The sequence below is a fragment of the Streptomyces sp. NPDC004788 genome, assembly GCF_053601115.1.
In genome coordinates this window covers 69,861-93,058 of record NZ_JBSGBF010000021.1, presented here as the reverse complement: position 1 = coordinate 93,058, position 23,198 = coordinate 69,861, and the positions used below count along the sequence as shown (strand labels likewise).

General features: G+C 69.8%; 22 protein-coding genes and 2 pseudogenes. 9 read left to right on the top strand and 15 right to left on the bottom strand.

The annotated features are described in order from the left end of the window. Positions 1-986: pseudogene (locus tag ACWEJX_RS12620) on the top strand (hypothetical protein); the annotation flags it as partial. Next, the gene (locus ACWEJX_RS12615) at positions 983-1,174 is read left to right on the top strand and encodes a hypothetical protein (RefSeq protein ID WP_071273764.1); all 192 of its coding nucleotides are present in this window, start codon (positions 983-985) and stop codon (positions 1,172-1,174) included. The pseudogene ACWEJX_RS12620 and the gene ACWEJX_RS12615, both read left to right, overlap by 4 nt. Before the next feature lie 108 nt (positions 1,175-1,282). Here ACWEJX_RS12615 and ACWEJX_RS12610 read toward each other — a convergent pair whose 3' ends face one another. Then, a complete protein-coding gene (locus ACWEJX_RS12610; protein WP_331452089.1) occupies positions 1,283-1,468 on the bottom strand; it encodes a hypothetical protein in 186 nt (61 codons plus the stop codon). 26 nt (positions 1,469-1,494) lie between these two features. On the opposite strand from ACWEJX_RS12610, the gene ACWEJX_RS12605 reads away from it, so the two are divergent. The 4 genes from ACWEJX_RS12605 to ACWEJX_RS12590 all read left to right on the top strand — a co-directional run bounded on the left by ACWEJX_RS12605 (position 1,495) and on the right by ACWEJX_RS12590 (position 5,226). Beyond that, entirely contained in the window at positions 1,495-2,118 is a 624-nt protein-coding gene (locus ACWEJX_RS12605; protein ID WP_331452090.1) for a hypothetical protein, read from the top strand. After that, positions 2,115-3,857 carry a relaxase/mobilization nuclease domain-containing protein gene (locus ACWEJX_RS12600; protein ID WP_451607435.1) on the top strand — a complete coding sequence of 581 codons (1,743 nt, stop codon included), beginning with the start codon at positions 2,115-2,117 and terminating at the stop codon, positions 3,855-3,857. The genes ACWEJX_RS12605 and ACWEJX_RS12600 overlap by 4 nt, the downstream gene beginning before the upstream one ends. Positions 3,858-4,021: 164 nt before the next feature. After that, complete coding sequence (locus ACWEJX_RS12595) at positions 4,022-4,465, top strand: hypothetical protein (RefSeq protein WP_331452092.1); 444 nt, start codon at positions 4,022-4,024, stop codon at positions 4,463-4,465. 80 nt (positions 4,466-4,545) lie between these two features. Beyond that, positions 4,546-5,226, top strand: coding sequence for a hypothetical protein (locus ACWEJX_RS12590; RefSeq protein WP_331452093.1), 681 nt, complete (start codon positions 4,546-4,548; stop codon positions 5,224-5,226). 192 nt (positions 5,227-5,418) lie between these two features. Here the strand turns inward: ACWEJX_RS12590 and ACWEJX_RS12585 are convergent, their stop codons facing one another. From ACWEJX_RS12585 to ACWEJX_RS12555, 7 genes are all read right to left on the bottom strand, one after another. Continuing rightward, positions 5,419-5,979 carry an AAA family ATPase gene (locus ACWEJX_RS12585; RefSeq protein WP_451607434.1) on the bottom strand — a complete coding sequence of 187 codons (561 nt, stop codon included), beginning with the start codon at positions 5,977-5,979 and terminating at the stop codon, positions 5,419-5,421. Positions 5,980-6,008: 29 nt separating this feature from the next. Then, the gene (locus ACWEJX_RS12580; RefSeq protein WP_331452095.1) at positions 6,009-6,710 is read right to left on the bottom strand and encodes a class I SAM-dependent methyltransferase; all 702 of its coding nucleotides are present in this window, start codon (positions 6,708-6,710) and stop codon (positions 6,009-6,011) included. After that, entirely contained in the window at positions 6,697-7,644 is a 948-nt protein-coding gene (locus ACWEJX_RS12575; protein WP_451607433.1) for a glycosyltransferase family 2 protein, read from the bottom strand. The genes ACWEJX_RS12580 and ACWEJX_RS12575 overlap by 14 nt, the downstream gene beginning before the upstream one ends. Beyond that, on the bottom strand, positions 7,641-8,861 hold the full coding sequence (locus tag ACWEJX_RS12570; protein WP_451607432.1) for an arylsulfotransferase family protein: 1,221 nt from the start codon (positions 8,859-8,861) through the stop codon (positions 7,641-7,643). The genes ACWEJX_RS12575 and ACWEJX_RS12570 overlap by 4 nt, the downstream gene beginning before the upstream one ends. A gap of 79 nt (positions 8,862-8,940) precedes the next feature. Continuing rightward, the gene (locus ACWEJX_RS12565) at positions 8,941-9,705 is read right to left on the bottom strand and encodes a creatininase family protein (protein WP_331452098.1); all 765 of its coding nucleotides are present in this window, start codon (positions 9,703-9,705) and stop codon (positions 8,941-8,943) included. A gap of 34 nt (positions 9,706-9,739) precedes the next feature. Then, a complete protein-coding gene (locus ACWEJX_RS12560; protein ID WP_331452099.1) occupies positions 9,740-10,705 on the bottom strand; it encodes a hypothetical protein in 966 nt (321 codons plus the stop codon). Between the two features lie 8 nt (positions 10,706-10,713). Then, positions 10,714-11,910, bottom strand: coding sequence for a radical SAM/SPASM domain-containing protein (locus ACWEJX_RS12555; protein WP_331452100.1), 1,197 nt, complete (start codon positions 11,908-11,910; stop codon positions 10,714-10,716). 461 nt (positions 11,911-12,371) lie between these two features. On the opposite strand from ACWEJX_RS12555, the gene ACWEJX_RS12550 reads away from it, so the two are divergent. Further along, positions 12,372-13,550, top strand: a complete 1,179-nt coding sequence (locus ACWEJX_RS12550) for an XRE family transcriptional regulator (protein WP_451607431.1) — start codon at positions 12,372-12,374, stop codon at positions 13,548-13,550. A 134-nt stretch (positions 13,551-13,684) separates the two neighbouring features. On the opposite strand, the gene ACWEJX_RS12545 is transcribed toward ACWEJX_RS12550, so the two are convergent. The 3 genes from ACWEJX_RS12545 to ACWEJX_RS12535 form a co-directional block, all read right to left on the bottom strand. Further along, positions 13,685-14,506 (bottom strand): DUF317 domain-containing protein, encoded by an 822-nt coding sequence (locus tag ACWEJX_RS12545; protein WP_331452102.1) that lies wholly within the window; start codon positions 14,504-14,506, stop codon positions 13,685-13,687. A gap of 14 nt (positions 14,507-14,520) precedes the next feature. Then, the gene (locus ACWEJX_RS12540) at positions 14,521-14,811 is read right to left on the bottom strand and encodes a hypothetical protein (protein WP_451607430.1); all 291 of its coding nucleotides are present in this window, start codon (positions 14,809-14,811) and stop codon (positions 14,521-14,523) included. A gap of 110 nt (positions 14,812-14,921) precedes the next feature. After that, positions 14,922-15,275: a DUF317 domain-containing protein gene (locus tag ACWEJX_RS12535; protein ID WP_331452104.1), complete on the bottom strand. Its 354-nt coding sequence runs from the start codon at positions 15,273-15,275 to the stop codon at positions 14,922-14,924. Between the two features lie 286 nt (positions 15,276-15,561). Here ACWEJX_RS12535 and ACWEJX_RS12530 point away from each other — a divergent pair. Further along, positions 15,562-15,983 (top strand): annotated as a pseudogene (locus ACWEJX_RS12530) (flavoprotein); the annotation flags it as partial. A gap of 144 nt (positions 15,984-16,127) precedes the next feature. On the opposite strand, the gene ACWEJX_RS12525 reads toward ACWEJX_RS12530, so the two are convergent. Both ACWEJX_RS12525 and ACWEJX_RS12520 read right to left on the bottom strand, forming a co-directional pair. Continuing rightward, positions 16,128-17,072: a hypothetical protein gene (locus tag ACWEJX_RS12525; protein WP_331452105.1), complete on the bottom strand. Its 945-nt coding sequence runs from the start codon at positions 17,070-17,072 to the stop codon at positions 16,128-16,130. 601 nt (positions 17,073-17,673) lie between these two features. Further along, entirely contained in the window at positions 17,674-18,933 is a 1,260-nt protein-coding gene (locus ACWEJX_RS12520) for a hypothetical protein (RefSeq protein ID WP_451607429.1), read from the bottom strand. Between the two features lie 129 nt (positions 18,934-19,062). Here ACWEJX_RS12520 and ACWEJX_RS12515 point away from each other — a divergent pair, with 129 nt between their 5' ends. Beyond that, the gene (locus ACWEJX_RS12515; protein ID WP_331452107.1) at positions 19,063-19,875 is read left to right on the top strand and encodes a class I SAM-dependent methyltransferase; all 813 of its coding nucleotides are present in this window, start codon (positions 19,063-19,065) and stop codon (positions 19,873-19,875) included. 501 nt (positions 19,876-20,376) lie between these two features. Here the strand turns inward: ACWEJX_RS12515 and ACWEJX_RS12510 are convergent. Both ACWEJX_RS12510 and ACWEJX_RS12505 read right to left on the bottom strand, forming a co-directional pair. Further along, the gene (locus ACWEJX_RS12510; RefSeq protein WP_451607428.1) at positions 20,377-21,402 is read right to left on the bottom strand and encodes a SpaA isopeptide-forming pilin-related protein; all 1,026 of its coding nucleotides are present in this window, start codon (positions 21,400-21,402) and stop codon (positions 20,377-20,379) included. A 49-nt stretch (positions 21,403-21,451) separates the two neighbouring features. After that, entirely contained in the window at positions 21,452-23,164 is a 1,713-nt protein-coding gene (locus tag ACWEJX_RS12505; RefSeq protein WP_451607427.1) for a SpaA isopeptide-forming pilin-related protein, read from the bottom strand. Positions 23,165-23,198 lie beyond the last annotated feature (34 nt).

Genomic DNA, 23,198 nt, shown 5'->3' with positions numbered 1-23,198 from the left:
TCGGTTGGCAGCGGCGAACAGATCCACGCGCGGTCGACCTGGCCGCCCGCCTCGCCGAGCGCGCCCCCGAGCGGCGGGCGAGCTGGCGAGGCCGGCGGCTCGCCCGACGGCTGTCGAAGGCGGTCGCCAGGGCCTCGGTCGGCACCGACCCCCTCCAGCGCACGCAGCTCCTCGACCAGCTCGCCGCCCGCCGGCACGCGCTCGCCCTCGCCACGGTCCCGCTCCCCTCTCCCTGGTCCCCGGGGCTTATCACCACCGCGGCTGCCACGTTCCCCGCGCAGCAGACGCCGGAAGCACCGGTCCACGTGGTCGGTCCCCACGGTCCCGGCGAGTCGGAGGACGGGGACTGGGGACCGGGCGTCCCGGGGCGACCGGGGACCGAGAACTGGGACGTCAGCGCACCACCAGCGGCGGGGACCGAGGGCGATGACACGGGGACCAAGACCCCAGACGTGAGCGCCGTCCCGGGGACCGTCCCCGTCGAACAGGACCCCGGCGCGGGGACCGCCGACGGCGCGGGGACCGACGGTCCTGCTGCCGAAGTGCCTGCTCAGACGGGTGATTCGCATCGGGGACCGAGGGACGCCGACACGGGGACCGAGCCCACCGGGGACCGGGGACCGAGGGACGCCGACACGGGGACCGAGCCCACCGGGGACCGGGGACACAAGGTCCCCCTCCGGCGAAAGGCGAGCTCGAAGACCAGGGCCAAGGACAAGGGGCAGCGCGGCAGTCGACCCCGCAACCCTCAAGCGCAGCGCCCGTCTCGGGAGTCGGAGCAGTCGGTGGACCAGCTCGTCCAGCAGGTCCTCCCTCACGTCCCCGCCCTGCTCGAACGGGACGGCAACCCGGCCATCACCCGAGTCCAGCTTCGGGAGATCCTCCGCCGCGAGGGACTGAAGGGTGGCCGGAACGACCGGCTGAGCCTCGTCCTCCAGGAGCTGCGGAGCATCGACACCACGACGACAAGGAGCAATGCCCGATGAGGACCTGCCACTACTTCACCACCATCCGTACGCAGTACGAGCGGGAGATCGGCTTCATGCTCGCCCACTCCAAGCGGTACGAGGGCAGTCCGGCGGCGAAGTCCAGCGCGAAGCAGGCCGCGTCGGCGAAGCAGCGGATGGCCCGGGCCCTCAGTGGCCATGTCGGGCGCTGCCCCGAGTGCGGCTGAGCCCGCAAAGCCCCAGCTCAGCGCCCCTATCCGCCATGGGTGGCCCGGCCGCGCGCCGGGCCACCGCCCCGCTTACGGAGGTACGCCGTGATTTCGCCTTCTCCTCGGTCATCCGAGCCCACGGTCGCCGAGGCCGGCGCCTGGGCGGACGTCCTGGTCCGTCGGCGGCTCGTACACGCCGCTGTTCTCGCGCCCACCGGCCAGTGGCTCGTCCAGGGCCATCCCGACGGCCCAGTCCGCGTCCTCGCGGGACCGGCCGACGTCCTCGAACTGACCGCCGCCATCCAGCTCCACATCCATTCCACGAGGCCCGAATCCCGATGACGTACCCCACCCAGAACGGCACCACCCCGGAACCTGCTGGCGACCACAACTCGGTCTCGGGGCGAGCAAGTTGGGGCGGAAGTACTACTTCCGCCAAGCCCGCCCCTAAAGGGGCGGGAGAGGACCTGCACCGGGGGGCGCAGGTCCGGGGGGCTTCGACCGAGGGCGGATCGAAGCCGGAGGAGGAACGCACGCCGAATCGTCGACCTCGTGAGCGTCCTGCCCGTCAGCGTCCGCGCCAGCCGCCCGAGAAGAAGCGCCGCCACCTGCGTACGACCCGCTTCAACGATGCCGAGTGCGCCCTGATCGTTTCCGCCGCCGCCCAGTGCAACCTGACCGTCGGCGGCTTCCTCGCCCGTGCCGCGCTCGCCGCAGCCCGGGATCTCGACCGAACGAACGCCGAGATCGCCACCGAACGCGATGTCCTGACCGCCCTGTTCGACAGTCGGCGCAAGCTCGGCTGGGCCGGCAGCAACCTCAACCAGATGACGAAGGCCCTCAACGCCGGTGCCGATGCCACCATCCCTCAGCTGGAGGCGAGCCTCGCGGCCGTACGGCGGGCCGCCAACGCGGTGCACGCCGCCGCGACCGCCGTCCTCCAACAGCAGCAGGCATCATGATCCCGAGCGTCAACGATCCCGGCGACCGGACCATCGGCCTGCTCGCCTACCTCTACGGCCCCGGCAAGCACGAGGAGCACACGGACCCGCACCTCGTCGCCTCCTTCGACAACATGTCCCCCGACCCCGGCCGCGACCCGAACGCCACCCTCAAGGACCTCCAGCAGCTCCTGGACCAGCCCGTGATGGCCCTTCCCAAGCACGCCCGCCCGGCCAAGCACGTGTGGCACACCTCCGTCCGCACCGCCCCCGGCGACCGGACGCTGTCGGACGAGGAATGGGCCGGCATCGCCCGCCGGATCGTCGCCGCCACCGGCATCGACCCCGGCAACGGGCAGCCCGGCTGCCGCTGGGCCGCCGTACGGCACGCGGACGACCACATCCACATCGTCGCCACGCTCGTCCGCGAGGACGGCCTGCGCCCCGACGACTTCCGCTCGGGCGCCCGAGCCCAGGCCGAGGCCCGGCTCATCGAGAAGGAACTCGGGCTCCACGAGGTCGCCCCCGGTGACGGCACGGCCGCTCAGCGGCCCACCAGCGCCGAGCGCCACAAGGCCGAGCGCCAGGGCCGCGAGCGCACCGCCCGCGAAGAACTGCGCGAGACCGTACGCCGCGCGGTGGCCGGCGTGAGGAGCGAGGAGGAGTTCTTCGACCGGCTCGCCGGTGCCGGCCTCCTGATCCGCAAGCGCACCGCACCCTCCGGGGACCTCCTCGGATACAAGGTCGCCTTGCCCGACGACCGGAACCGGGACGGCGAGCCGGTGTTCTACCCCGGCGCGCGCCTTGCCCCCGACCTCTCGCTGCCCCGCATCCGGGAGCGCTGGTCCGGCGACGCCCAGGACACCCCCGTTCCCCGGCCGGAGGACGCGGCCCGTACGGGACTGAGCACTCCAGCTGCTGCCCGCCGCAGGACGGCATCGGCCGCGTGGCAGGCCATGCTCGTCATCGAGCACGGCGACGACGCGGTCGCCGCCGCGCACATCGCCGCGGCCGGCGAGATCCTCGACGCCCTCGCGAAGACGTCCGCCGCCCACACCCGCCGCGAACTTCGCGAGGCCGCCATGGCCTTCGAACGCGCCTCTCGCTCCCACGTCCGCGCCGCACGCGGACACGACCGCGTCCTGCGCCAGGCCGCCCGCGACCTCGTCCACGGCGGCCCGGCCCTCGGCCGCGGTGAGGACGGCGCGAGCACCGCGATGGCGATCGACATGCTGTTCTTCCTGATCACCGCCGCCGCGCACTGGCACGCGAAGAAGGGCCATGCCCAGCAGGCCGCCGCCGCCGCGCGGGCCGCCGAGTACCTGCGCTCCGCCTACCAGGAGGCCGCCGCCGGCCCCCTCGGCGTGCTCTACCAGCGAGGCCGGCGCCTGAACCGGCCCCTGCTCCAGCGCCAGACCGTGGTGCTGCGCGAGGCGCTGCCCGGACTGGCCGAGCAGATCCTCGCCGAGCCCGGCTGGTACGCCCTGGCGGCCACCATCGCGGACGCCGAAGCCGCCGGCCACGACCCGACCGTCCTCCTGTCCGACGCGGTCGAGCGCCGCGAACTCGACACCGCGGAGTCAGTCAGCGACGTGCTGGTGTGGCGGATGCGGAGGATGGCCGACCTGCCCGCCGACGCCTCGGAATTGCCCGCGTACGGCACGACAGGCGGCTCGTCGCCGACGCGCAGGGCGGCAGCCCGGGCCTCTGCGCCTGGCCAACGGCGCGGCGGGGAGGGCACCGTCGGAAAGACCCGGTGAGCCCTCCTCCCAGGGCGTGTGCGTGTCGGCATGCGCTCGGGAACAGGGGCACCGCCGCCGTCCTGGCCTCATCGAGGGACACTGGGGACTTTGTGAATTGAAGCTCCCGGAGGTGTGGGGCACGATCATGACGCGAGCAGGACGAGGCTAAGGAGGACGTCAGGGTGTTTCACCGGATACGCCGCCGGGCGGCGGAGCCCAGCGAGGCGCAGCGCCGATTCTTCGAGATGTCGGCACGGCTGCAGGACCAGGTCCCGCCGGGCGTCGGGAAGCCGTCGGCCAAGCCCGAGCCCGGTGAGCCCGTCGCGGTGGTGGACGACTTCCTTCCGCCGGAGCTGCGGGTGCCCAGCCACGACCAGCTCGACGGTCGCATGATGCCCTGGGGGCAGCCGCTCGTCCTCGACGGCGAGATGGTCGCCTGCGCCGAGTGCGGCGCGTACCGGGACTGGCTCATCCTCTCCACCCGCGACGAGATCTGGCTGCGCTGCCGGGCCGGCCACCAGCAGCAGGAGACCCGCCTCGACACCGCCTGGTACAACCGGAGCGCCGGGCCGGCGGACGCGACGCACGCCACGTTCGAGGACTGCCTGCGGCACCTCGGCCACTGACCCCCACCCCTACAACCCCGCCGGGCCCGCGAGCCCCGCACTGACCACCCGTCTCCAAGCACCAAGGGGTCAGTACCGTCATGCGCGTTCGCGTCGCCACCACCGCCCTCGGCATCACTGCCGCCCTCCTCGCCGTACCCGCCTGCACCAGCGGCGCCCCCGACACCACCACCTCCTCCCCCACCGGGAAGCCGGCCCGCTCCGACCAGAACGCCGCCCCGCTGTCTTCGGCCATCCTGAAGACGCGCCTGCTCGACGAGAGCGATCTCGGCAGCGGCTACGCGCGCAAGCCGGAACGCTCCAACCAGCACGACGACGTCACTGTCATCGGATGCCCCGCCCTGAACGAGCTGGGCGGCGAAGCGGCCACCGGCGGCACGCTCACCTTCCCTCGCAAGGCGAAGGCCACCTTCACCTACGCCGACAGCACCTCCGAGATCTCCGAGGAGCTGTACAGCGACAGCGCGGACAAGCTGTCCGACGGTATCGGCCGGATCTTCGACACCATGACCGGCTGCCCGCAGTACCAGGTCCTCGTCGGCGGCACCGCCATCGACATGACCACGCAAGAGGTGAGCCCGTCCCAGCGCGGAGACGAGGGGTGGAGCCAGCTGCTGACCTTCTCCACCGGCGGGCGGGACACGGTGGTGAAGCAGACCGCGATCCGCGACGGAAACGTGCTGCTGATCCTCTCCGGCTCGCCGACGCTCGTCGACCTGCACCTCAACAAAGCCCATGCCAAGCTGACAGCGGCCCGTTGACGCCCGGCCGGATGACGCCACCGGCGCCCTCGACCACTGCGGTCGGGGGCGTCGGCACAAGCGGCACACCTGCTGCGGCGCACACAGCGCGTCTGGACTCCGGCCGCCGACATCTGATCGGGCGGTAGTGGACTGTCCGCTTGCCATGTCCAACGCATTGCGGCCAGGACCGGCCCATCGCCCTTCTCGGGGCTACTGCCTCTTCGGCGACTGGGCGAAGTCGATGATCTCTTTGATACCGGGGGTGTAGCCGTCTGAGGTGTCGACTACGAGGGTAGGCAGGTCGAGAGAGATATCGACGAAGCCGTCGGGGACGTATGCGCCCGCGGCGATGTCCTCCAGAAGGCTGTGATCGGCGTGCGCTGCGCGGTGGACGTCATCTTCCGAGCGCTGCGTGATGCGCTGGACGATGGTCTCGGTGGGTGTCGTGCAGCGAATGACCCGGATCGAGGCGATCTCGGTGAGGGGCTCCAGACCCGGGCGCCACAGGCGATCCTGGAACGCAGACTCGGCAACGACGGTCACGCCAGCCTCGAGGAGCACGGTGATCGTGTTGAAGAATGCGTCGCGGGCAGGCAAGTTGAGGTGATCGGTCCCGTCCGGTGAAGGGGCAGCGTTGAGGACCATGCCCTGCTTGATCTCATCGCGGATGACCGCCGGGCAGCCAAGGTGTTCGGCGAGGACGCGGGCGAGCGTGCTCTTCCCCGTGCCGGGCGGGCCGCTGATGACCAGGAGCGTGGGTCGGTTGAGCACGGCAGATCCTTCGCGAAGATCGTGAGCGGCTAGGAGCGGGCGGGCGCAAGCTGATAGGCGATGAAGCCGGGTTCCCGTGTCAGTTTGCCGTACGTCGAGGGGTGCTCGCGGGCCATCGAGACTGCCGGCTGGTGCTCCACGAGCCTTTCGAGGGCGAGGCCGGCGCCGGTGAAGTCGTCGATCCATGCTTGGAGCGGCTGTCGCCAGTAGCGGTGGGTCATGCCACCTGACCAGGTCTCTTCCACGTGACCGGCTTCGAAGTAGCTGCCGCCCGCAGTGATCCAGTCGGCGGTGGGGTGGCTGGTCGAGACGACGATTCGTCCGCCGGGACGGAGCAGGCGGCGGAACTCGGCCAAGGTGGCGACGCGGTCGCGCACGTAGTGGATGACCAGGGCAACCAGGACGATGTCGAAGGTACTGTCGTCGGCCCAGTCGAAGGGGGCGTCGAGGTCGTGCTGGCGCACGGGGACGCAGCCATCAACCCGGGCTCGGGCAGCGCGGACCATGTCGGCGCTCTGGTCGCAGCCGACGACGGTCGCGCCTCTGGCCAGGAGAGCGGAGAGGTAGAAGCCGGGGCCGCAGCCGGCATCCAGGACGTGCTTGCCGTGGACATCGCCGAGCAGGCCGAGGACGGTTGGGCGGTCGTAGTGGGCGTTGTACGCGCTCGTGCTGGCTTCGCGTGCGAAGGTGTCTGCAAACCCGTCGTAGGCGGCACCGTCAGGCGAGGGCACCGATGCCTCCCTTCAAGCCGGCCGAGGTCGTCCAGAGAGCGGTGCCGGAAGGGAACAGGGTGTCGAGGAGCTGGCGGCTCGGGGGTCTGCCGGCGGTGTAGCTGGGGTGCAGGCCACGGACTGCGTGCTCGTAGACGTGGGGCATCACAGGGAGGCCGTCGCCGATGCAGGCATCGAGACGGCGGTCGAAGCTACGGAACCACTCGCGGTACGTCTCGTCCAGCAGCGTGGTGACGGGCCATCGTTCGTACACCAGGGCGCGAGCCGCAGTGAAGGGGGTCGGGCTCGCTTCGTAGGCGAGGGTAACGGCTCTGGGGCGGGGTACCTGGTGGTAGATGCAGGTGAGGCAGTCGAGTCGCTCGAACCGGTAGGCGGCCGTGCGGTGGAGGTCGAGCCAGAAGTTCCAGTCCTCGCAGTGGTTCATGCCTTCGTCGAACCGCACGGGAGTGGCAGCGGGATTCCGCAGCACCACGGAGCCGGTGTGGATGAAGTTGGCGATGCCGAGGAACCCCGTGTCGAAGGAGTAGTCCTTGCGCGGCAGATGGTCGTGGAGCCGGGGTATGGCTTCGAGCCATGTGGGGCTGACGAGCGCCTGCCCGTACACGGCGCCGGCGTCGCCCGCTGCCAGGGCGTCCGCTGCGGCCTGCAGGTGGTCGGGCAGGAAGATGTCGTCGTCGTCGAGGAACGCGACGTACTCACCTTCGGCCAGGTCCAGGGCGCGGTTGCGGGCCCGGGACACGCCTTCGGTGGTCTCCTGATCGATGAAGGTGATGGGCAAGGTGGCGGTCCAGCTGTCGACGACATGGTCGACCGGCGAGCCACCGTCGCGTACGACGATCACTTCGAAGGCGCCGTACCTCTGCCGGGTCAGGGAGCGAAGGGCCCGGTGCAGGGGGCCGGGCCGGTCCTTCGTCGGGATGATCACGCTGATCACGTGGCGCTCCTCGTCGTCGCGATGAGGCGGCAGGTGACCCGGCTGGAGGCGAGCGCCCGCGCCGGACGGTCACCGCTGCCGAGAACGGGGACCGCCGCCGTAGGGACGGCGGCCATGCGGTAGAACTCGGCGCGCGAGCGCTGGGCGGTCGCGGCCGTGGAGACCTCCAGCGACCAGTCGATCCTGCCGTCGCGCGTGACCTTCATGCCACGTCCCGCCTGGGCGTCGCTGACGAGAACGGTGCCGTCGCTCAACTGCTCGCACCCGCCGGCCATCTCGCAGAACAGGCCGTCCGGGCCGTGCTCCCACACGGCCTGGTTCGTCACCGGGTCGATTTCCAGAATCCGGGAACGGCGAGGGGCGCGGCCGTTGTCGAAGACGAGAACGCTGCCGCCGGGAAGCACGGAGGGCTGGTGCTGTCCGGAGAGCTCGCCCGGACCCCACCACCAGCGCACCTTCTGACTCCGCAGATCCAGGGCAGCGATCAGGTCGAGGTTGCGGAAGGAGACCAGGACGTCGCCGGCGGCCCACAACCCGTGCGGGTGGGCGTCGAGGACCTCGACGGTGTTGGCGTGGAGCACGTCGCTCGGGGAACCCGGACGCGTACGCAGGAATCGAGAGACGTCCCGCCCCCGAGCCCAGCCATCGCCCCTGGTCAGGCGCAGCGCGAGCGTCCCAGGATCCGCCGTGTGCCCGGCGGCCCGGTGCTCCTCGACGACGCCGTCGACCAGCTCCAGGAGGTGCGGCTCGGTGGACAGGATGTCGTACAGGGAGTAGGCCGCACGGAGTTGTCCGTCGGGTCCGAGGACGGTGACGGTGTTGTCGAGCAGGACGTGGCGCTGCCCTCGACTGGTAATGGAGCGCGGCTCCTCGGTGAGGACGTAGATCTCGCCGGATCGGGTGATGTCCAGGTCGTGGTGGACCGGCAGGTGGGCCTGCCAGACGAGCGTGGAGTCGGGGGCGAGCTTGAGCAGGCAGTGGAGCGGCACCATGGCGTACAGGTGACCGTCCGGGCCGAGTTCGACGTGGTTCCAGCCGCGAAGCCAGGTCGGCGGGTTCGTCTCGGGGTCAGCCTGGCCGATGGGACTGCTCCAAGCGTGGACCAGCCGGGCATCGGCGCCGACAACGCAAGCGAACGGCCGGGGGTAGGAGGAGGACGGAGAGAACAGGAACATCTCGCTGCTCGTCGTGGGCCGCGAGGTGGAGGGCAAGGGCATGACCGTGAATCTCCTGTCTGGACGCGCACGGGTGCCGGCCTGGAAGCGGGCGGCGGGGCCGTGGTGTGAACGGGACGGCTTACGGGCAGAGCGGGGCGGGCAACTCGCGAAGGACGGCGGCGGCCAGCTCACGGGCGACCTGGTCAGCTACGCGCTTGCCGAGTTCGGAGCTCGAGCACACGGCGGTGTAGACGATGCCGTTGCTCGTCGTGGTGTCGGCCGGCTGCGGGTAGACGTCGTACGCGATGCGGCGGGGCTGTTCCTCGCCTCCGCCGGCGGGCAGAAGGTCGGGCCGCGCGGCCTGCGGGCTGATGTGGAAGACGAGGCTGGACTCGACGGTGCCGGCGTGGTGGTCGTTGTGCCGGGCGACGCCCGTCTCCTCGGCGAGTTCGTTGCGGAAGTCCTCGCCGACGACGTCCCACCAGTGGACGATCATGATGTGCGCGTCGGGAGTCCGGCGGGTGACCAGCCGGGCGGCCTCCTGGAGGAAGGGGCGGTTGTCGATCGCGGAGTTGACCAGGATCAGTTGCCGGAAGCCGGAGTCGACGAGCGAGTCGAGGATCTCGGTGACGAGGGCCGTGAAGGTGGTGCCGCTGATGGCGATCACGCCGGGGAAGGTCCCGCCGAGCCTGGTCGGGGTGGTCGGCACGCCGTAGGCGATCGACGGCGCGACCACGCCGTCGATGTCGTCGGCGAGGAGGCGGGCGAAGTGCTCGCTGATCATCGTGTCGGAGGCCAGCGGCAGATGGGGGCCGTGCGGTTCGAGGGCGCCGACGGGCACGATCACGTGGCGGCTCGCCGCGTGGCGGGGAAGGTCGGGAGCGGTGATCTCGCCGAGCAGCATGGAAGGGACATCCTTTCCGTCCTACGTGGGTGGGTCAGGCATCAGGCCAGCCGAGGCTCGGGACCTCGGTGGGGCGCAGCGCGCCGGCGATCTGAAGGTTGAGGAAGTCCTCCTTGTTGCCGCAGCCTCCGGCCGCGCCGCACGGCGCCCACCGCTCGGTGCGGAGCGGGAGTTCGAAGTCGGGCGCCAGGACGCTGCCGAGCGGGGCGAGGCTCTGGGAGGAGTAGTTGGAGCAGCGAAAGACCTGGCCGTGGATGTCGATGAACACCGAGTCGTGGCCGGCGCGGCAGAGCGTGCCCTGGCAGGAGGACAGGCCCCTCAGCGCCGTCTCGGCGAGCGCCCGGTTCCCCCCGCACTGGGCGAGGGTCGCGAGGGCGTCCGGTGCGCGTAGGGCTGGCACGGCGGCCGAGGCGTCACCCATCTCGGCGCCGGCCTCGCCGGTGGCGGCGGGGTCATAGCCGAGGTCCACATTGAACCGCAGCCCGGCCTGCACGGCCGCGTCGCGGGCCCGGGCGACGGCGTCGGCGTTGTCCTGGAAGAGCAAGGCGTTGACGACGACGAAACAGCCGTAGGTCTCCTGCGCGAACGAGGCGGCGGCGATGAACCGCTCCAGTTCCACCTGTCCGTCGTGCCAGGTCAGCCACAGCGACAGCCGGCCAAGGTTCGCCGCCGTCTCCATTTTCGGAAGGCGGCGCGGCAGCAAGATCGCGTTGGACAGCAGCTCCACGTGCTCGACACCCGGCTGCCGTGTCAGCCAGGCGGCCTTGTCCAGGAAGAACGGCGAGGCGAACGGCTCGCCCAGGGAGCCGAGGCGGACCTTCACCGGGAACGGGCGCGAGCCGATCCACTCGACGACGCGCTGGTACGTCGTGCGGTCCCCGGGGTCGGCCCAGTCGTACCGGTTGCTCTTGGCCCAGGTGCCCACGGATACGCAGTAGGTGCAGTCGAGGTTGCAGAGGCGCTGTCCGGCGACGTACCAGATGCGCACGGGTTGCAGCATTGTTCCTCCTAGCCGAAGGTGGCGATCGGCCGGAAGTCGCGGCCGGGGAAGTCGGGCTGCTGGTTGTGGCAGCGCCTGCACAGGAAGTCCGCCGGGGAGGCGTCGACGCCGAACACCTTCCGGCGCAGGGCGATGGCCTGCTCGCTGGTCATGAGCTCGGCGATGGTGCCGTCGCTGATGTGACCGAAGACCTCGCGCTGGTAGTAGTCGTTGCAGCACAGGAACAGGTGGCCCGTGACGCTCACGTTGAGGTGCTGCACCGGCCATCCGCATCCGGTCAGCCGCCCGGCGGCGTAGACGTCCTGGGCGTACTCGCCTCCGACGTCGCCGGCGCGGTCACAGGTGAGGCTCGGGTACACCTCGGCCCCCTTCGGCCCGAAGCGGTCCTGAACCTCGGCCAGGTTCTTCGCCAGCCGACTACCGACGCCGTTGACGACGATCTGGACGGGCAGGCCGGCGGCGATGGCGGCCTCGGTGTTGCGCATCGTGTGGCCGTAGCTGCGCGACCCGGTCAGCTCGCCGAACTCCGCCTCGTCGACGCTCGGCACGTTCACGATCAGGTGTCGCAGGACGCCGAGGCGTACTAGTTCGTCGACCTTGGCCGGGGTGAGCGCGGAGGCATTGGAGTACAGGGCGAGCTGCAGCTCGTGTTCGGCGAGAACCTCCAGGCGCTCGACGAAGTGCCTGTCCAAGGTCGGTTCGTTGAAGAACTGGAAGGTCACGTAGTCGACCCGCTCGTCGGCGAGCTTCGCGACGATATCCTCGAACAACGCCATCGGCATCGTCCGCGGCGGCTTCGGGTCGGTCGCTACCGGGCAGAACCGGCAGCCCCAGTTGCAGTGCGCCGTCACCTCGATCTCGCCGGACACCAGCCGGTACTCGCGGCACAGGTCCTCCGGCTTCTGCAGCCACCCCTGTGCGACGGCCGCCGCGACCCGATCGGTCCCGAATCGCCGCCGGAGGGCGGAGGCGGTCTGGGGTACGAAGGACGCCTCGCGGAGCAGGGCGCGCATCTCCGCGTCGGACTCCCACACGATGGCCCGGTCCAGGCCCACCACCCCGAACACATCGTCCGCGGAGGGCACGTCACCGACCGGGTAAGTGGGGCCGGCCGTGTCCGACAGGTAGACGAGCGGCGCCTTCTGGCCCGGCTCGACAGTCGACAGGTACGGAGAGGTCTGGAGCCACTTACTCGCACGGGACACCTCGCGCGGGACCGGGCAGGGGGTGGACGTGTGCCCGGAGGGCTGCGCCGAGCGCGCGGCTTCGGAGGCGGGCGGGAGCGTTGGAGCGATAGGCGGTACCACGGAAGTCTCCTTCGAAGGAAGAAGGGAAGGGGGAACGCCGCTCGGGATGCACGCCGGTGCGCGGGAGCGGACAGCGGGCCCGAAGCACCGTCCGGTGTCGCCACTGATCGTCCAGAGATTCGAGACTCCAACAACTGCGCCTTCGGCGCCACAGGTTGGCGGTAGTCCCGCGGTAGTCCCGGTCCACCGAACGGGCGGCAGCGCCCTGCGGACGGTGCTTGTATAGCGATGTGGACGAGTTCACTCACCCGCTCGCGTATGCCCGGTCGCAACGAGGGCTCACCGGCCCCGACCTGGCGCGCGAGCTCCGCGCACGGGCTGCCCTCCGCGGCCTACGCTCCGGCACCGACAAGCAGCGCGTGCGGAAATGGGAAGTCCTGGGCGTGACCCCGGACCCCGAAACCCAGTACGACATCGCCGCAGTCTTCGACGTGCCGGCCGACGCGGTCGACCCCGCCAACTGGCCAAGGTGGCTCCACCAGACCGAGGCAGACGTCGTACCTCTCGGCCCTTCAAGCACCGTGCCCGCACTGCGAGAGGCCCTCAACAGCAACATGGACCGCCGCGCATTCCTGACCGTCTCAGGCACCGCCCTCACGGGCCTGGCCGCCGCCTGGGCCATCGCCGGCCCCGTCGGCCCCCTGGTGATCGACGCCAAGAGCGTAGGAGACGACCTCGTCACCATGCTCGAACAGAGCGCCAAGGGGCTCAGCTCGGTCGCCACCGAGCAGCGCCAGCACCTGGTCGGCCTATTCGACGCTCACCTCGCCACGGTCACCGACCTCATCGAACATAGCCGCTACGACAAGCCGACCGGCCACCGCCTCCACGCCCTGGCCGCCTCACTCGCTCAGACCGTCGCCTGGCACCGCTTCGACCACGGCCGGCACACCCAGGCCAGCAAGCACTGGGTCGCAGCCCTTCACAGCACCCACGCCATCGGTGACCACGACATGGGCGCCGCCATGCTCGGCGATCTCGCCTACCAGGCCGCCTGGCGCAACGATCACACCACCGCCGTCGGCATCCTCACCCACGCGCTCACCCGCACCGAGCACCCCGCCGCCCAGTCCCTGCTTCACCTCCGCCTCGCCCGCGCCCTCGCCGCCCAGGGCGAGAAACGAGAGACCCTGCGCGCTCTGTCAGCAGCCGAGCACCTCCTTGGAACCTCGAGCACCAGGCCACTGCCAGCCTGGTGCTCGTGGCTGTCCGAGGCCGACCTCGCCGTCGACTCCGGCCAGTGCCTGCTCGACCTCGGCGAGACCGCCCGCGCCCACGATCTGATCACCGAGGGACGGGAACTGCTGCCCGCCACCCGCGACAAGACCCGAGGGGTCTTCCTCGCCTATCAGGCCGCGAGCCATCTCAAGTCGAAGGAGCCCGAACTTGCCGCCCAAGCGGCGGACGAGGCCCTCAGGCTCGCCCGCCGGCTCGGCGCCCCACGCTGCGAGAAACTGGTGCAAGACCTCGTCCCCGATTTCGAACGCGTTCGCACCGCAGAGGGAGTCGACGACCTGCTGATGCTCGTCGCCGCATAGGCGTCTCGCCCATGCCAGAGCAGCATGGTGCGCGGCCGGCGCACTGGGGCCAGCACGCATGAAGCTCGGCCATCCCGATTCGGGGTGGCCGAGCTTCATGCAGTCGAGGTGTCGCTCCGGCCCGGCGGCGGCGCTTAGCCGGCCGGGGCACGCAGGAGGCGATCCTGTGTGCTCGCCGGCAGGACCCGGCGCAGGACCGGTGCCGTGGAGCTGAGGGAGGCCGCGAACGCGGCGACAAGGTCGTGCGGCACGCTGGCGCCGAAGGACGCTGCCCACAAGCAAGCCGCGCCGAGCGTGGGCTCGGCCCATGCCTGCCATCCGCCCGGGCCCGCCTCGTCGGCCTCAGGCGTCAGAGCTCGCGAGTCTGCGTCCTGGATGAGGGGTGGCACCTCGCCCAGGCTGATGTGCGAGGTGAAGGTCGGGTCCATCGCTCCCGCTTGGGGCTGGTCGATGTCTCGGAGCCAGCCGTGCGCGGTAACCGCGTCGAGGACCAGCTCGGGGCCGCCCAGCGGGAAACCCGGCTGATCGCGGGCGTCGAGCGCGACGAGGAAGTCGACGAGGACCTCCCCTGGGGTGTCGGGGGTGAAGTAGGCGGACCAGTGCGCGAGCGGGCTGCTCGTGTCTGCGCGAGCGGAAACCTGCCAGGCGATCGGCAGCTCCCCCAGATGGAACGGTTCGTCCGCCAAAGCCCATTGGGCCCAGCGAAGAGTGTCGGGGCTGATGTGTAGGACGGTACTGCGAAGGACCTGCCGGTCCTCCGGCGCCTCGTCCGGCTCATGCCGTCCGCGGACGATCGTCAGACTCGTCCAGCCAAGGCCGGTGAGCGTGTCGGCGACGGCGTCGTAGAGACGTCCGTCGTCACCGGCCAGGTGCCGAGGGCCGACCCAGTACGGGGCCTGGGCCTGGTTCGGGGTGGACGGGTCGAGCGGGAACTCGGGGTACAGGGGCGCCTCCAAGGGCTGGTGCGTATCTACTCGCCGCCGACACGGCGGCGAGGGCGGCGCGGGGGCGCCTGGACGGGCGTCTGCCAGGCCAGGGCGACAGCGACCTCGTGCGGCAGATGGCCGAGCTGCGTGTCCGCGTCCCGGCCCTCGGCCAGATACACGACGGACTGCCCGGTCTCGTCCACAGCCTGGACGACCTGTTCGAGGCGATGGGCCATCGGGAAAAACGGGTTCATGCCCAGCCGCAGCGGTGTGCTCCGGTCGTGGGTGGACAACCGGTCGATGAGATCGCCGACGGTCATGTCCGTGTGCTCCATGGGCAACTCCTTGTATGAGGAGGGCGACTGGGGTTGCGGCTACGTCTCCGCTGCTAGGCCGGGCAGCTGGCTCCACGTCGCAGGTCTCCGGCCCGGACTCTTCGCGCTTGCTACACGCGCCGAGATGTCTCCAGAACCCGGGCCACGGCGGCCGCCACGATGTCGGCCGGCGTGTCGATGTCGAAGGACACTTGGTAGCCGCGCACCTTGGCCGTACCGGTGACGGCGATCTTCCATCCTTCCCCGTCTGTGCCGGGACGGCCGAGTGGGAACCAGCCGAGATAGAAGCGGCCGTCCTTCGAGTTGACGTGTACGTCCGCGCGGTCGTCCACGACCAGGTGAAAGTCGTCGGCGGAGAACTGATCCATGACGAGCGTGGGCTGTCCTGGGCCGAGCTGCCACTCACGCAGCCGAAGCGCCTGGACGGTGGTGGAGAATCCGGGGCTTGCGGGAGCCACGGTCACGGGCGATCACCTCTCTGACCTGGGACTTCTCGGGAAGGTCGTCTACGTTGACATGCCTAGGCACCCGTTGGCCAGTCTTTCCGGGCTCTTTCCTGTCTGCCGCAGGCGAACTGTCTGCTGCCGTCCTATGGGTTCCCAATAACCGCGCCGCATTCTCGGCGGCATTCGCATTCCAGGACCACATGTGGCATGGCGCGGATCCGTGCAGCTGAGCGCCCATACTCGGTCGGGTGGTGGTGGGTGGCTGCTGCGCTTCTCGGGGCGGAAGGCGGGATCATGCTGGAACACCGGCTTTCGCCCCGACCTGCCCTTCCTCGACGAGCGCCTCCAGGCCCCGGTCGCCCTCGCCCCGCTAATCGACCCCAACCAGCACTCCTGCGGCACCGTCTACCCGCACGGCGTGAAGAAGTTCTCGCACGCGAATGAGGGCGTCTACCTGGTCGGCACGAAGTCCTACGGCCGCGCTCCCACCCTCCTCGCCCTCACCCGCTACGAGCAGGTCCGCTTCGTGGTCGCCGCCATCGCCGGCGACCACGAAGCTGTCGAACGCGTCGAACGCGTCCTCCCGGAGACCGGAGTCTGCGGTGGGTCCGGCCTCTTCGACAAGACGGACGCGGAGCATTCGGCAGACGGCGGCGGCTGTGCCCCCGGCCCCCGGCGCTGATCCAGCTCGGCACCAACACCCAGGCGCCGTCCTGCGGCTCGTGACCGACCTGGCTACCCGCACCGACGGGGCCGGAACCGGTGACCGGTCGCGGCCCCGCGCCGGGTTGCCAGCGTTGCGCTCGCCTACATAGTTGCCTAAACGCCCGTCAACATGGTGCGTGTGTGCCGTCGGCGGACGGTCGAACGTCAGAAACTGTCGTCGGGCAGGCGCCGCATGGCATACGAGATGACGTCCGGCGCCAACGTGTCTCCCGGACGGCCGATCTGAATCAGATCCTCGGCCGTGTACCGGGCAGTCGTTGCAAGCCCTGCCAGACCCACCTCCTCCGTGGTGGCGAGGTGCAACTGACACAGGTCGCACCACAGCCCCTCGGCCGTCAGCTCCATGTCGAACAGCAGAGCCGTATTGGGGGCCCTCAGGAATAGGGCCGCGGCCTCAGTCCGGCACGCCGGACACCGCGTCAGCGCCTGGAACAACGGGCCGCCCGCCCGGTCGACCTCCACCACTACAAGGCCCCGCTGCGCCACAATCGACGCCAGATGCTGCGGGGTTCCCTCCGGCATGTCCGCGAACCGAGCCTGCGCCCGCAGAGACGCCTGGTGCACACGTAGCCGAACATCCTTCTGCAACCGGTCGGCACGGTCATCGAGCGCGACATGTACCAGGTCGTCCCACGGTCCCCAGAAGCTCTCCCGGCTGATGTCCATATGGTCCAGCAGCAGGCAGGCCGACTCGACGAACGGCTCCAGGAAGTCCTCCGGCACGCTCGTACCCAGGTGTGCGACACCGTTACGGAGCTGGATCAGAGTGTCCAGCTCCTCGTCCTTCTGCGGCAGCACGTCCATCCTCCGCAGCCGCTCGATCGCGGTCTGCGCCCCGACCGTGCGGAGCTTCTTCGGCAGGGCAGTCGCGCCGGCCAGGTGGAGAAGCGCGTCGTCCTGCCGGCTGGACAACTCCACCAGCAGTACGGGGTTCACGCGCACCAGCGCGGCCTTTGCCAGACGCTCGATGCTTACGCCCGCCTCCAGGACGAAGACTTCGGTCTCCCCGCGAGCATGCGCGTCCAGCGCCAGACGCGCGAAGTCCCGTGCGCCAGTGGCCAGATGCTCGAACGAAATGGGCGAATCCATGACCGGACGATAGGCCAGCACACCCGATGAGCGGAGAGGAATTTCTGAGCGTCCCACACGCGAGAAGCCCCCATACGCCGACAGCTACGGGCAGGACGCGACGCCCCCAGCCCAGAGCCGGCACGGCGTAATGCGTTATGGAAGGGAAAGACCTCAGACGTCAGTCACCGGACGTACCCTCAGTGACCTGCGAAGATCCCCTACGCGTTCCCAGAATCCGGGAGATCCGTTCCAGAGGATCCGCGAGCCGCTGACCTGCGATTTCCCATACATCCGCAAGGCCCCGGTCGGCCTGCTCCATGTCCAACCTGACCACGCGGATGTGGGACGTCACCAGGGGCCGGCCGCCCCGGATTCAGGTAGAGCGGAAGGGAGGACGCTGTCGCCTGCCTCGGCTGCTCCCCGGACAGGGGCGGCTCCTGGTCATGACCTACTGGGCTGAGCTCCTGGCCTACTTCACAATCCAGTCCGGGCACAGCGCACCGCCCGTCCGACGGCCACGGCTTCCCGGTACGGGCGCAGCTTCGACGGAGGAACAGCGAGCAGCAGGAGCCGCCGGTAGCGGCGATCTGGTGTCACGTCCCCATGCTTCTCTGCGTCGTCATTCGAGGGAGTCGAAGTCTGGCGAGGAGGCAACACGGCTGGCCCTGAGCACCTGAGCAAGGGTCGAAAGCGCTTCGAAGACACCAAGGACCTCGCTGAGGAAATCGAGATACGTCATCCCAGAGGGGTTCTCATCGCTGACAACACGGCCTGTCTGGAGGTCGTGATGTGCCGTCGCGTGCCCAATCGTGTTCCGGCGGCGATTATTGAGCAAGCTCTCGAATGACTCCCAACCTGGAACCTGTGCCACATATGCGATCTTGTAGGCATTGGGTAGCTTGTCGAACTTATCGAGGTTCTTGGGGCGCTGCTTCTCGGGTACGCGGTCAGGGTGGACGTCGCCGAAGTCGTCAGGGTTGCCGCGCTTCACCGAGTTCTGGGCTGCGACGAGCGGCCAAAGGCACTTGCAGGCGAGCTCGAATCCATGCTGGTAAAGGTCCCTCACCATCGAGAACTCGTCGCGGAAGAGCACTAGTTCATCGAAGGCACCCTTGTCGCCCGGCCCGAAGAACCTCCCGAGGAGCCCCATCTCCCAGGACTCGTGATGCTCTACGAAACGGTTGAGCTCAGTGAAGACATCTCGCTCCAGACTCGCCGAGGACTGTCCTCGACGCCGAAAGGTCAGGAGGTGATCCTTGTGTCGTTCGATCGCCGCCGAGTGCTTCCGCGAAAATCGGCCGATCACGTTCGCGCTGGTGGTCCCCGTGGTCCCCGTGATCACTGTCGTCGCTGTTCCCATGGCCTGGTAAGCGACAGTCGTTCGCTCGTGGCTCGTGCTCGGTTCCCAGGTGAGCCCAAACTCCTGCTGTGCGATGCGAGCGAACATCTTGTTGTTGCCCTGGAGGTAATACTGAAACAGCATGCGGACCTTGGGCCAGATGACTTGGCCCGCTTCGAGCGCCGCACGCCGTTCGGACTCGAACTCCATAAAGGCGTCGTCGCCGAGGGCCTGGACAAGCGTCAGCGTTGGGAAGGCCCCGTTCGGGGTGAACGAGTCGGCGTCGTACAGCGACGGCACAAACGGATTGATAGTCACGACGCGAGTATCAGGAGATTCTGGCGCGGAGCCGCTCAGCACCTCGCACTCGATGTCGACACGGTGGTTCTGCAACTCAGTGCCCGACATCGAGCCCCGGATCGACAGTCCGCAATGCGGGCACGGCAGATAGAAGCGCGTTCCCCGGGTCGGTTCCACGCCCAGCCGGGCGACGAATGCTTCGCCACAACCGTGGCACTTGAGGTAGTAGCGAGAGATCACGGGACCAAGCTACTCCGTCTCGACGGGACCCCGCTCTCTAAATACAGGGGTCCGAAAATCAAAGTGATCACTTCCTTGTCTCCCCTACCCTGCCGGACACCGACAGCCCCTCCTGACGAGGACGCCCCGATGACGAGTAACCCCGCCGTGCGCCCGGAGATCATCGACTTCTACACCCGGTCCGACGAAGCCGCACGGCTGCAGACCACAGCCACAGGCAACCTGGAGTTCGCGCGCACCCGTGAATTACTGCGCCGCCACCTCCCGCCGGCACCGGCCCGCGTGCTCGATGTCGGCGGTGGTCCCGGAACGCACGCCCGGTGGTTGTCTGGCGACGGCTACACAGTGCACGTCGTCGACCCCGTCCCCAAGCACGTCACCCAGGCAGCCGCCATCGACGGCGTGACGGCCGAGCTGGGCGACGCCCGCCGCCTCACCGCCGCGGACAGGACATACGACGTCGTTCTGCTTCTCGGCCCGCTGTACCACCTCCACGACAAGACCGACCGGATCTCCGCGCTGACGGAGGCGGCCCGCGTGGCCCGGCCTGACGGAATCATCGCCGCGGCGGCGATCTCCCGCTATTCACCCCTTCTCGACTACATCGCGACCACCGGTATCACCGAGTCCGCGATCCAGGACGGGGTCCGTGACACCCTGGCCCAGGGGCGCTACGCGGGGCAGCGCGGCTTCACCGTCGCGTACTTCCAGACCTCCACCGAGCTGCGCGCGGAGGTCGCGGAGGCCGGTCTTACCGATCCCCGCCTCTACGGAATCGAAGGACCCGGCTGGGTGGCGGTCAAGGCCATCGAGAAGTACACCAGCACCAACCTCATAGGGACAGACATGTACGAAGCGGCCCTCGCCGCGGCGCGCATCGCGGAACCGCACGCGGCCCTCACCGACGCCTCCGCCCACCTTCTCGCCATCACCGGGCCCTGACCAGTCTCTGGTGTCGCCCAACGACGCTGCTGATCGTGGGTGGCTCCAGGTTCCTGGGCCCGAGCTGATCCGGCAATCTGTATCGGTGGGGCGCACGAGGGCCGCAGCCTAAACGACCAGGCCCGGCGGTACCCCGGGAAGCTTGGCGCAGCCTGGACCTGTGGGATCCAGGGAGCGTGGAAGCTGTCGTGGCCGAGGTGAACCATCGCGTCATCGTCAATGCATCGAGCGGCGGGGCCGACGGGGCAGTCACAGCCGAGGGCCCCTCCACCTCGCGATCTCAGCGGCGAAGACCGGAAGCAGAATAATCCAGGCCGACAGCGCCCTTCCGGGCCCCTTGACATCCCCTGAGCCGTACGGCAGTGCGGTGATGGCTCAGAGCACGAGTACCCACGATCATCCGGGACTTCATCCGATCCGCGGCTCCCACTGGCAGACGTCGGAATATGCAGCAGGCCCCCGAGAGGGTCCCGGGGGCCTGTTTATCGAGGTGATCGTGAGCTAGTTGATCTCGCCCTTGCTGTCCTGCTCGGTCTCGGACGCTGCGCGCCGGTGGGCGGCAACGACGGCGGCGATACCGGCGGCGACGAGGAGGCCGGCGCCGGCGAGGATCCACGGAGTGGCGGATTCGGCGCCGGTTTGGGCGAGGGAGCCGACGGGCGCCTTCGGCGTTGCGTTGTCGGTCGCGATTGCCGCCGGGGCGCTCGAGGAGTCGACGTCCGGCGTGACGGAATCCGTCGGGGTCGCCTTCGACGCGCCCGAGGCGCCGTCGGTGGGCTTGTCCCCGGTCGTCGACGGGGTGGCGGTCGGCTTCCTGGTCGGCGCGGGCTTCGGCGGGGTCGCGGTCTTGGCGTTGGTGACGGTCACGGTCACCGGTACCCCGGGCGTGACGGTGAAGCTCTTCGAGGGCTTGTAGAGGTCATAGCCCGCGGGTGCCTTGACCTGCTTGACCCAGCACTCAGCCTTCCGGCTGGTCACCGACAGTTCACCGGTGGCGGTGCCCTTCGGGCCGGTGGTGAGAGTCAGCAGGGTCGCCTCGCCACAGCCGATGTTCACGGTGGAGCCGGGTAGGAGCTTGCCGCTCTTGTCGTCCTTGGCCTTCAGGAGCACCTGGGCCGGCTTGAACGGGTCGACGATCGTCAGGCGGGCGGTGGCGCCCGGGGTGACGATCACGTCCTGGTCGGCCACGACCTCGTGGAGCGGACTGCCGGAGGCCGTCTCCTTGAGCCGGTAGATGCCCGGCGCGAGGTCGGGGAAGGTCAACTTCCCCTGGTCGTCGGTCTTTCCGCCTCCGGCTTCCTGTCCGGCGGCGTCGAGCAGCAGGAACGCGGCACCGGAGAGCACGTCTCCCGCCGGGTCCTTCTTGGTGATCTCGACTGTGCCCGCGTCCGAGGCCGGTACCTCGGCGCGGGCCGTGGAGGCCGAGGGAGTCGGCTCGGAGGATGGGGCGGCGAAGGCGGCTGGGGCCGCGGCGAACACGGCCGTGGTGGTCAGGACGAGCGTGGGCAGGACGTGGTGGTGCTTCATGGCGAATACTCCGAGCGGGAGGTCGGTAGGGGAATGGCGAGCTCGTCGGTCAGCTGGCGGTGTCGCTCGCGCGTCGGCGGCGGCTGAACAGGTAGAGGCCGGAGCCGCTGGCGAGCAGAGCGGTCGCGCCGCCGATGAGCCACGGTGTGGTGTCGGCGCCGGTGCGGGCGAGCGAGCCCGACGGCGGGGTGCTCGGCGGGGCCGACGGCATGGTCGGCGGGGTCGGGGGCGTCGTGGGCGGGGTGCTCGGGCTCGGCGGCGGGGTGGTCGGGACGGGCTGGTCGGCGAGGGTGACCGTGACGTCGGCGCCGGGCTTCGCGGTGAACGGAACCGGGATGGTGTCGAGCTGGTAGCCGTCGGGGGCCTTGGTCTCGGCGGCCCAGTAGCGGGTGCCGGCCTTGAGGGTGACGTCGAGGGCGGCCTCGGCGGTGCCGTTCGTGCCGGTGGTTAGCGTGGTGACGACGTTGCCGGGGATGTGCTTGCCGGTCTTGTCTGTCTCGTCGGCTCGGATGGAGATGGTCGCGCCCGCGAGCGCCTTGCCGGTGTTCTTGTCGATCTTCTTCACTGCCAGATCGGCCTTCTTGAACGGGTCGACCAGGTCGATCGGGTTGGCCTGTGCGGTGCGTCCGGCGGTGATCGTGATGGTCTGCTCGGGTACGAGGTCGTGGACGGGGCTGCCGGAGGAGGTCTCGCGCAGGCGGTAGGTGCCGGCCGGGAGCTGGTCGAAGGCGAGGATGCCGTGCTCGTCGGTCTTGCCCTCGGCGACCTTCTTCCCGTTCTTGTCCAGGAGCTGGAAGGCGGCTCCTATCAGGCGGCTGCCCTCGGGGTCCTTCTTCCGGATGGTGACGCCGCCGGTCGCCTCGCCCACGGTGATGGTGGCCGAGTCCGTCGCGCTCGTGGTGCCGCCGGCGACCAGCATGCGCTGGGCGGCGGGGTTCTTCGGCGGGAGGACCTGCAGGTCGGTGGCGGGCAGGCCGTCGGCCTTCGCGGTGACGCTGGCGGTGCCCGCGGTCTTCGCGGTGAACTCCCACCGGGCGGTGCCGCTCGTGCCGGTGGTGACCTTCCCCGAGGCGGTGCCGGAGCCGGACTCGGCCATCGCGACGGTCACCTTCGGCACGGGGGCGCCCGCGCTCGTGGTGACCTTTACAGCGACGGTGACTTTCGTCCCGGCGGTGGTCACCTTCACCGACGGGATGATCGTGAGGGTGTAGGGGCCGGCAAGCCGCTTGGCCTCGGCGATGTAGACCTGGGCGAGGGTGCGGGCGGTCGGGGACACGACGGGGTACGCCAGGCGCTGCTTGCCGCGGGTGCCGTCGAGGGCATACGTGCCGCCGGCCAGGTATTCGTACACGACGGCATCGACCGCAGCCGCCTGCGCGTTGTCGCGGGTCTGTCCGTACGTGCCGATCACGTACGCAGCCTGGGCCAGGCGCTCCTTGGGCACGGCCTTGCCGGTCACCGACGACGTCCAGGAGGCGACCGGCCCCGAGGCGCTGTAGCCGCCGGCGTCGGCGGGGCCCTTGCGCTCGGGGTCGGCGCAGTAGGTCTCGGTGTCGCCGTGGACGGCCTGGCCGGGCGGGCCGTAGGCGCCGATGTGGGAGGCGTCGGCGTTGCCTTCGGAGTCGGGGATCGTGTAGCCGGGTCCCAGGGAGACGGGAGCGGGGGCGGCCTGGGCGGGAGTCCAGGCCAGGGTGCCGGCCACGCCGGCGGCGGTGACCACGGCCAGGGTTCGGACGGTGCCGCGAACGGTACGGGCGTGCACGAGAAAGACTCCTTGGATCGAGTGAGAGGAATGA